Origin of the sequence: Bartonella elizabethae F9251 = ATCC 49927, from assembly GCF_000518165.1 — a bacterium.
Lineage (GTDB): Bacteria > Pseudomonadota > Alphaproteobacteria > Rhizobiales > Rhizobiaceae > Bartonella > Bartonella elizabethae.
In genome coordinates, this window is the sequence record NZ_JADB01000003.1 from 270,535 (window position 1) to 279,953 (window position 9,419).

The 9,419-nt window shown below is 42.2% G+C and carries 8 protein-coding genes and 1 tRNA gene; all 9 read right to left on the reverse strand.

Translation table 11 applies throughout. From position 1 onward, the window contains the following. Positions 1 to 62: 62 nt before the first annotated feature. Positions 63 to 4,214 carry a DNA-directed RNA polymerase subunit beta gene (gene rpoB / locus T429_RS0105015; RefSeq protein ID WP_005773656.1) on the reverse strand — a complete coding sequence of 1,384 codons (4,152 nt, stop codon included), beginning with the start codon at positions 4,212 to 4,214 and terminating at the stop codon, positions 63 to 65. A 287-nt stretch (positions 4,215 to 4,501) separates the two neighbouring features. Then, positions 4,502 to 4,873 (reverse strand): 50S ribosomal protein L7/L12, encoded by a 372-nt coding sequence (gene rplL / locus T429_RS0105025; RefSeq protein ID WP_005773658.1) that lies wholly within the window; start codon positions 4,871 to 4,873, stop codon positions 4,502 to 4,504. Positions 4,874 to 4,972: 99 nt separating this feature from the next. Then, a complete protein-coding gene (gene rplJ / locus T429_RS0105030; RefSeq protein ID WP_005773659.1) occupies positions 4,973 to 5,491 on the reverse strand; it encodes a 50S ribosomal protein L10 in 519 nt (172 codons plus the stop codon). 355 nt (positions 5,492 to 5,846) lie between these two features. Further along, the gene (rplA, locus tag T429_RS0105035) at positions 5,847 to 6,551 is read right to left on the reverse strand and encodes a 50S ribosomal protein L1 (RefSeq protein ID WP_005773660.1); all 705 of its coding nucleotides are present in this window, start codon (positions 6,549 to 6,551) and stop codon (positions 5,847 to 5,849) included. Positions 6,552 to 6,555: 4 nt separating this feature from the next. Then, positions 6,556 to 6,984 (reverse strand): 50S ribosomal protein L11, encoded by a 429-nt coding sequence (gene rplK / locus T429_RS0105040; protein ID WP_005773661.1) that lies wholly within the window; start codon positions 6,982 to 6,984, stop codon positions 6,556 to 6,558. A gap of 149 nt (positions 6,985 to 7,133) precedes the next feature. Next, on the reverse strand, positions 7,134 to 7,664 hold the full coding sequence (gene nusG / locus T429_RS0105045; RefSeq protein ID WP_005773664.1) for a transcription termination/antitermination protein NusG: 531 nt from the start codon (positions 7,662 to 7,664) through the stop codon (positions 7,134 to 7,136). Between the two features lie 20 nt (positions 7,665 to 7,684). Then, on the reverse strand, positions 7,685 to 7,897 hold the full coding sequence (gene secE / locus T429_RS0105050) for a preprotein translocase subunit SecE (protein WP_005773665.1): 213 nt from the start codon (positions 7,895 to 7,897) through the stop codon (positions 7,685 to 7,687). 223 nt (positions 7,898 to 8,120) lie between these two features. Then, positions 8,121 to 8,196 (reverse strand) — tRNA-Trp (locus T429_RS0105055). 47 nt (positions 8,197 to 8,243) lie between these two features. Beyond that, on the reverse strand, positions 8,244 to 9,419 hold the full coding sequence (gene tuf, locus T429_RS0105060; protein ID WP_005773266.1) for an elongation factor Tu: 1,176 nt from the start codon (positions 9,417 to 9,419) through the stop codon (positions 8,244 to 8,246).

The following is a 9,419-nucleotide window of genomic DNA, read 5'->3' on the forward strand; positions in this document are numbered from 1 at the left end:
ATAAGGTTATTGAGCCTCTTAAAGTAATCAGAGCGCAACCTTTTTCCCGTGCGCTCCTTGGATTATTGTTCTGCCGTATCAGATAACACACGCTGTGCAATAAGTTCACGCGCATCATCAAGTTCTACATTGAGAGCAAGTGAACGCATTTCTTTCACCAACACATTAAAGCTCTCAGGGATACCGGCTTCAAATGTATCATCACCACGCACAATCGCTTCATAGACTTTCGTCCGACCAGCGACATCATCCGATTTTACTGTCAACATCTCCTGCAAAGTATATGCAGCACCATAAGCTTCAAGAGCCCAAACCTCCATTTCACCAAAACGTTGACCACCAAACTGTGCCTTACCTCCCAATGGTTGCTGCGTAACAAGTGAGTAGGGACCAATAGAACGTGCATGAATCTTATCATCAACAAGGTGATGCAATTTCAACATGTAAATATACCCCACCGTTACTGGACGATCAAAAGGCTCTCCCGTACGACCATCATAAAGCGTAACCTGCCCTGAACTATCCAATCCTGCATCTTCCAGCATCATGTTGATATCAGACTCATGAGCTCCATCAAAAACAGGCGTTGCAATTGAAACCCCTTTCTTCATCTGAAGTGCCAATTTGTAAAGACTTTCGTTATCATACTGACGCACTGGTTCATTATGATTATCATCAGGCATAAGATTTTCAATACGTTGACGTAAAGGAAGTATATCCCCTGTCTCTTGATATAATTCTAATAAATCACCAATCTTTTTGCCCATCCCCGCACATGCCCAACCAAGGTGCGTCTCAAGAATTTGCCCAACATTCATACGACTAGGCACACCAAGGGGATTTAAGACGATGTCAGCATGCGTTCCATCTTCAAGAAATGGCATATCCTCTACAGGAAGAATACGTGAAACAACCCCCTTATTCCCATGTCGTCCCGCCATCTTATCACCTGGTTGGATTTTGCGCTTCACAGCCACAAAAACCTTTACCATTTTCATGACACCAGGAGGCATTTCATCACCTCTTTGGACCTTTTCAACTTTATCCATAAAGCGACGTTGTAATGCTTCTTTTGATTCATCATATTGCTTACGCAAAGCTTCAATTTCATTTTGAAGCTTTTCATCTTCAACTGCAAATTGCCACCACTGCGAGCGTGGATAACGCCCCATTACCGTACTATCAAGCTTTTTGCTCTCCGAAAAGCCTTTCGGACCTTCTACAGCGACTTTACCTGTCAACATATCGGTAAGACGCGCATAAACATTGCGATCAAGAATCGACTGTTCATCATCACGGTCTTTTGCTAAACGCTCAATTTCTTCACGTTCAATGGCCATAGCGCGCTCATCTTTTTCCACTCCATGGCGATTAAAAACGCGAACCTCAACAACAGTACCAAACGTCCCAGGAGGCATACGCATAGAAGTGTCGCGAACATCTGAAGCCTTTTCACCAAAAATTGCACGCAGAAGCTTTTCTTCTGGCGTCATGGGACTTTCACCCTTTGGTGTAATCTTTCCAACCAAAATATCACCCGGTTGAACTTCAGCACCAATATAAATAATGCCAGCTTCGTCAAGATTTCTTAAGGCTTCTTCTGCAACGTTGGGAATATCGCGGGTAATTTCCTCAGGCCCAAGTTTTGTATCACGTGCTGCAACTTCAAATTCCTCAATATGAATTGAAGTAAACACATCATCCGCAACAATGCGCTCAGATAACAAAATGGAATCTTCATAGTTGTATCCATTCCAAGGCATAAAGGCGACAAGAACATTCCGCCCAAGAGCCAAATCACCCAGATCCGTGGATGGGCCATCTGCAATGATATCACCCTTCTCTACCCGATCACCGACATGCACAAGAGGGCGCTGATTAATACAAGTGGACTGATTAGAACGCTGAAATTTTTGCAAGCGATAAATATCAACGCCTGATTTTGAAGGATCTAAATCTTCTGTTGCACGAATAACAATACGGGTCGCATCGACTTGATCAACAATACCACTGCGTTTTGCGCTCACCGCAGCTCCTGAATCGCGTGCAACAACGGATTCCATGCCCGTCCCAACAAATGGCGCTTCAGCGCGCACAAGAGGCACTGCCTGACGCTGCATGTTCGATCCCATAAGCGCACGATTCGCATCATCATTTTCTAAAAACGGAATAAGTGCGGCTGCGACTGAAACCAACTGTTTTGGTGAAACATCCATCAAATCAACATGATCGCGCGGTGCCATTAAAACTTCACCCGCATGACGACAAACAACAAACTCTTCTATAAAACGACCTTCACTATCTAATGAGGAATTTGCTTGAGCAACATAATGCTTTGCTTCTTCCATCGCTGAAAGATAAATAACCTCTTTGGTAACTTTACCATCAATAATTTTACGATATGGACTTTCAATAAAGCCATATTTGTTAACCCGAGCAAATGTTGCTAAGGAATTAATCAGACCAATATTGGGACCTTCAGGTGTTTCAATCGGACAAATACGACCATAATGCGTAGGATGGACGTCACGAACTTCAAAACCCGCACGCTCACGAGTCAATCCCCCTGGACCAAGAGCAGAAAGACGGCGCTTATGGGTGATTTCCGACAATGGATTAGTTTGATCCATAAATTGCGACAATTGAGAAGATCCAAAAAACTCACGAACAGCTGCTGCAGCAGGCTTTGCATTGATTAAATCCTGCGGCATCACTGTATCAATTTCAACCGATGACATACGCTCTTTTATCGCGCGCTCCATACGAAGGAGACCAATGCGATATTGATTTTCCATCAACTCCCCAACGGAGCGAACACGACGATTGCCAAGATTATCAATATCATCGATTTCACCACGACCATCACGCAACTCAACCAACATCTTAACAACAGCAAGAATATCTTCTTGACGCAAAACGCGAACGGTATCTGGACAATCAAGATCCATACGCAAATTCATCTTAACACGTCCAACAGCTGAAAGATCATAACGCTCTGGATCAAAAAACAATGAATGAAACATTGCTTCTGCTGTATCGATTGTGGGAGGCTCACCTGGACGCATTACTCTGTAAATATCAAACAATGCATCCTGTCGACTTTCATTCTTATCCACTTTTAAAGTATTGCGGATATAAGCGCCAATATTCATGTGATCAATATCAAGGATATTAATTTGATCAGCACTAACATCAAGCAAAATTTTCAATACTTTTTCGTCAATTTCATCGCCCGCTTCAAGGTAAATCTCACCTGTTTCGTAATTGACGATATCTTCAGCAAGATAACACCCTAATAAATCATCTTCACTAACTTTAACCGCCTTGAGGCCCTTTTCTGCCAAAGACTTCGCAGTACGAACTGTCAGTTTTTTACCAGCTTCCGCAACAACTTCACCACTCTCTGCATCTATAAGGTCAGAAATGAGCTTCATTCCTTTAAAGCGATCAACAGAATAAGGAACACGCCATCCTTCTCCATCACGCTCATAAGTCACTTTATCGTAAAAGGTCGATAAAATATCTGAGGCATCCATACCTAATGCCATTAACAGACTGGTAACAGGTATCTTACGTCGCCGATCAATACGCGCATAAATAATGTCCTTAGCATCGAATTCAATATCCAGCCAAGAACCGCGGTAGGGAATAACACGAGCAGCAAAAAGAAGCTTTCCTGATGAATGAGACTTGCCCTTATCATGGTCAAAAAATACACCTGGAGAACGATGCATTTGAGAAACAATAACACGCTCCGTACCATTAACAATAAAGGTACCATTGGTCGTCATTAAAGGCATATCACCCATATAGACGCCCTGCTCTTTAATGTCTTTGATATCTTTGGAGCCAGTATCCTCATCAACATCAAAAACAATCAAACGCAATATCACCTTCAATGGGGCTGCATAAGTTAAATCACGTTGACGACATTCTTCAACATCAAATTTCGGTAAATCAAATTCATAACCAACAAACTCAAGCATAGCTGTACCGGAAAAATCAGAAATAGGAAATACCGATTTAAAAACAGCTTGCAAACCTTCATCTGGTCGTCCACCTCTCGGTTCCTCAACCATGAGAAACTGATCATATGACGCTTTTTGAACCTCAATAAGATTCGGCATCTCTGCTACTTCAGGAATCTTACCAAAAAATTTGCGTACCCGCTTACGACCATTGAATTGAGACATCATTGCGTGAGTCTGAGCCATCGTCGCTCCTTGATCCTTACTCTTCAAGGTAGACCAACCTTGAAAGTTTTATATCATTAACCTGCATATGCAGACCAGTTCACCGGACACCCAATAACGAGCATCATTAACTTTCTCCACCAACACAAGCCTTTTTTAAACTTGGCTCTATGATGAGAGATGAGTAGCTCAACCCTATACCCACTATTGCGATTAAACCGTTGGTAAAAGGTTTTTTTACTCATTACTTTTCCTCTTTTTAGAGAAAGAAAATCGGCGAACATAAATGTCCGCCGATAAAATTAAATTTATTTAAGTTCAACTTTAGCACCAGCAGCTTCAAGTTGAGATTTAATTTTCTCTGCTTCTTCTTTAGAAGCCCCTTCTTTAATAGGCTTAGGTGCTCCTTCAACAAGATCTTTCGCTTCTTTAAGACCAAGTCCTGTCAGAGCACGAACTTCTTTAATAACATTAATTTTTTGCGCGCCACCTTCAACAAGAATAACATCAAATTCTGTTTTTTCTTCAGCAGCTGGAGCAGCACCACCAGCAACAGCAGCGACAGCTACAGGAGCAGCAGCCGAAACACCCCACTTTTCTTCAAGTAACTTAGAAAGCTCAGCAGCTTCCAAAAGAGTTAGATTAGAAAGGTCTTCTACGATCTTCGCTAGATCAGCCATTTTTAAATTCCTTTAATTAAAAGATTTGAACCATTATTAAAACTTATTCAGAAAAACAGAAAAGCATGAAAGCTCTTCCATCAACGTGAATAAACAGCCTTAAGCCGCCTTATCCTCCTGAGCATATGCGCCAATGACACGTGCAACCTGACCGCCAGGTGCATTAACAACCTGTGCAATACGGGTTGCAGGAGTAGAAATCATACCTACAAGTTTTGCCCGCAACTCGTTTAATGAAGGCAACGAAGCCAATGACTTCACAGCATCTACAGTTAAACTTGTTGCACCCATTGAACCGCCAAGGATGACAAATTTGTCATTGCTTTTTGCAAAATCAACAGCAACCTTCGGTGCTGTGATTGGATCTTCTGAATAAGCAATAAGTGTTTGTCCTGTAAACAAACCCATTATCGATTCAGATTCCGTGCCCTGAAGAGCGATTTTAGCAAGACGGTTTTTGGCGACTTTAACGGCACCGCCAGCTTCACCCATTTTCGAACGCAAATCGTTCATCTGTGAAACTGTCAGACCGGAATAATGTGCAACAACAACAGAACCAGACTTTTGAAAAGCCTCGTTAAGCCATGTAACAAATTCGCGTTTTTCCGCTCTATTCACTGTCTCTCTCCATTTAACAGATTTATTTTTAAACAAATCTGTTGGTTACCTTTGATAACATAAAATACTTCATGTCACCGATGAGGATCCTGTCCCCTTTTTCACGCACAGCGCTCAAAGGCAACCCTGGCTCAAACCCTTTAAGTCTTTAACTCTCAGTTTTTTACCCCAGTCTCATGCAGGTTTTTTTTGATTAAGATGCTTAAAACATCACCTACAATCTCGGACAGGATATTCCGGAATTTCTCCCGGCATAACCTAAGCCCTATAAAGCTTAGATGGCTAAATGCCGGACAAAACCGGCATTTAAAATACAATTTTAATCGTCACTTACCTCAAAAAATTATCAATCAGCTTATACTGACTCTGAACGAACCGTTGCTGGATCAACTTTAACACCAACCCCCATCGTTGAAGAAACAGCAACGCGCTTAATATACTCACCTTTTGCACCTTGCGGTTTTGCTTTAATAACTGCACTTGCAAAGGCTTTAATATTTTCTACGATTTTTTCAACACCAAAAGAAGCCTTCCCAATACCAGCATGCACAATCCCAGCTTTTTCAACACGAAACTCGACAGCACCACCTTTAGAAGCTTTGACAGCACCAGCAACATCAAGTGTTACAGTCCCAACTTTTGGATTTGGCATCAAACTGCGTGGACCAAGAATCTTACCAAGACGACCAACAAGAGGCATCATGTCTGGTGTTGCAATGCAACGATCAAAGTCAATCACCCCCCTATTAATGTTTTCAAACAAATCTTCAGCCCCCACAATATCCGCTCCTGCTGCCTTAGCTTCCTCAGCCTTATCTCCACGAGCAAAAACGGCAACACGAATATTTCTTCCCGTGCCATTTGGTAAATGAGCAACACCCCGAACCATCTGATCAGCATGACGAGGATCAACACCTAAGTTCATTGAAATTTCAATTGTTTCATCAAACTTAGCTACGGCACGCTCCTTAACCATTGAAACAGCATCTTTTAAAGTGTAAAGTTCATTAAAATCAATATCTTTTCGGATATTTTTTATTCTCTTTGCTACTTTTGCCATAATATTAGCCCACCACTTCTAAGCCCATCGAACGCGCAGAGCCTTCAATCATACGCATCGCTGCCTCAATGTCATTTGCATTAAGATCCTTCATCTTTGATTCCGCAATCGAACGAATTTTATCGCGAGAGATACTTCCTACAGACACCTTACCAGGCTCCTTTGAACCAGATTTCAGCTGCGCTTCTTTCTTTAAAAAGAACGACACAGGAGGTGTCTTGAGAGAAAACGTGAAAGACTTATCTTGGTAATATGTAATAACAACTGGAATCGGTGCCCCCTTTTCCATTTCTTGTGTGGCTGCATTAAACGCCTTACAAAATTCCATGATATTAATACCACGTTGCCCAAGAGCCGGACCAATTGGTGGAGATGGAGTAGCAGCCCCTGCAGGAACCTGCAATTTGAGCTGACCTATACTTTTTTTTGCCATAATAACCTGCCTTCAATTTCACTGGTATACGAACAATTTATCTTGCTTTCTACCCGCTGCAGTGATGTGGTACGGATCATTAAGCCGACAAAAGCCATAAATCACCTCCCACTCCTTCCTTAAAGTAATTAAAACTACTCTAAGCCTCATCAGAGTTTTTCAACCTGACCAAATTCCAAATCAACAGGCGTAGGACGCCCAAAAATGAGAACCTCAACCTTAAGACGAGAGCGCTCTTCTTCTACCTCTTGAACAATTCCATTAAACGAAACAAAAGGACCATCAGCAACGCGAACTTGCTCTCCAACCTCAAACAATACAGAAGACTTCGGAGACTCAACCCCTTCCTGAACTTGTTTGAGAATTTGCTCAACCTCTCGATCAGAAATCGGAACAGGACGCGCATCCGATCCTAAAAAACCTGTCACTTTAGGCGTATTCTTAATAAGATGATAAACTTCATCGGTTAATTCAGCACGAACAAGAACATAACCAGGAAAAAATTTTCGTTCTGTATCGACTTTACGTCCGCGGCGAACTTCTACAACACGCTCTGTTGGAACAAAAATCTTTTCAAATAGATGATCAAGTCCTTTTTGCTTTGCCTCCTTATCAATAGCTTCCGCTACTTTCTTTTCAAAATTTGAATATGCCTGAACAATATACCAACGAGCCGCCACAATCACACTTCCTTACATTCTCAACCAAAAAGATATTTCAGAAGATCAATAACCCGCCAAACACCAAAATGCATAACCTGATCCACAATAAAAAAGAAAGCCGAAGCCAATGCGGTTACCAACAAAACCATAACAGTAGAAATAACCGTCTCGCGACGCGTAGGCCACTTTACTTTAACTGTTTCTGCATAAACTTGCTTCAAAAAGGCAATTGGATTGGTTTTAGATGCCATCGTCACACTATACTCTCTCGCCCTATTACACTTTCTTTTAGTGTTATTGTGTTTTATCAAACAAAATAAATACGAAAAAATGCAAAAGCCACCTTTTAGACTGATGCAATTCTTTTACTTCCTATTCAATAGCGTTTCACACACAAAAAAACAAGCCCTAGATAAAAAAAAGCGAAAAAGACACTAAGATCCGCTCCCCCATATCTAAAATCCTATTCCCCTTTGGCAGGGGCAGCAGGACTTGAACCCGCGACCTGCGGTTTTGGAGACCGCCGCTCTACCAACTGAGCTATACCCCTAACTTTGAAAACTAAAACGCCTTTAGTAACCTTTCAACAAGCATTATTTATTCAATGATTTTAGAGACGATACCGGCACCAACAGTACGACCACCTTCACGAATAGCGAAACGAAGCTTCTCTTCCATCGCTATCGGCACAATCAATGACACATCCATCGCAACATTATCACCGGGCATAACCATTTCTGTTCCTTCTGGAAGCGTAACAATACCCGTAACATCTGTCGTACGGAAGTAAAACTGTGGACGATAATTCGTGAAAAACGGCGTATGACGACCCCCTTCATCTTTCGTCAAAATGTAAGCTTCCGCTTTAAAACGTGTATGTGGGGTAACCGATCCTGGTTTTGCCAATACTTGACCACGCTCAATACCTTCACGGTCAACACCACGAAGCAGCGCCCCAATATTATCTCCAGCTTGACCCTGATCTAAAAGCTTGCGGAACATTTCAACACCTGTCACCGTCGTCTTAGATGTTGGGCGAATACCAATAATCTCGATTTCTTCTCCAACTTTAATAACACCACGCTCAACACGACCCGTAACAACCGTCCCACGACCCGAAATCGAAAAAACATCTTCTATCGGCATCAAAAATGGTTGATCAACAGGACGCTCAGGGGTTGGAATATAATTATCAACCTCGCTCATTAAAAGACGAACCGCATCTTCTCCAATGCTTTTATCCTTGTCCTCAAGAGCAGCTAACGCAGAACCTTTTACAATCGGTATCTCATCTCCTGGAAAATCATATTTGGATAAAAGTTCCCGAACCTCAAGCTCTACAAGTTCCAAAAGCTCCGCATCATCAACCTGATCAACTTTATTGAGGAAAACAACAATCGCTGGAACGCCAACCTGACGAGCAAGCAAAATATGCTCACGGGTCTGTGGCATCGGACCATCAGCTGCAGAAACAACCAAAATGGCTCCATCCATCTGTGCTGCACCTGTGATCATGTTTTTAACATAATCTGCGTGTCCAGGACAGTCAACGTGCGCATAGTGACGGCTTTCCGTTTCATACTCAACGTGGGCTGTAGAAATGGTAATACCACGCGCACGCTCTTCTGGTGCTGCATCAATTTGGTCATATGCTTTAAACTCACCAAAAAATTTCGTAATCGCTGCTGTCAATGAAGTCTTCCCATGATCAACGTGACCAATCGTACCAATATTAACATGCGGTTTTGTTCGTTCAAATTTGCTCTTCGCCAT

Excerpts from the sequence above, each read along its gene's own strand:
- rplK (WP_005773661.1), bottom strand. The coding sequence starts at position 6,984 with ATGGCAAAAAAAAGTATAGGTCAGCTCAAATTGCAGGTTCCTGCAGGG.
- rpoB (WP_005773656.1), bottom strand. The coding sequence starts at position 4,214 with ATGGCTCAGACTCACGCAATGATGTCTCAATTCAATGGTCGTAAGCGG.
- tuf (WP_005773266.1), bottom strand. The coding sequence starts at position 9,419 with ATGGCGAAGAGCAAATTTGAACGAACAAAACCGCATGTTAATATTGGT.
- secE (WP_005773665.1), bottom strand. The coding sequence starts at position 7,897 with ATGGCATCTAAAACCAATCCAATTGCCTTTTTGAAGCAAGTTTATGCA.
- rplL (WP_005773658.1), bottom strand. The coding sequence starts at position 4,873 with ATGGCTGATCTAGCGAAGATCGTAGAAGACCTTTCTAATCTAACTCTT.
- rplA (WP_005773660.1), bottom strand. The coding sequence starts at position 6,551 with ATGGCAAAAGTAGCAAAGAGAATAAAAAATATCCGAAAAGATATTGAT.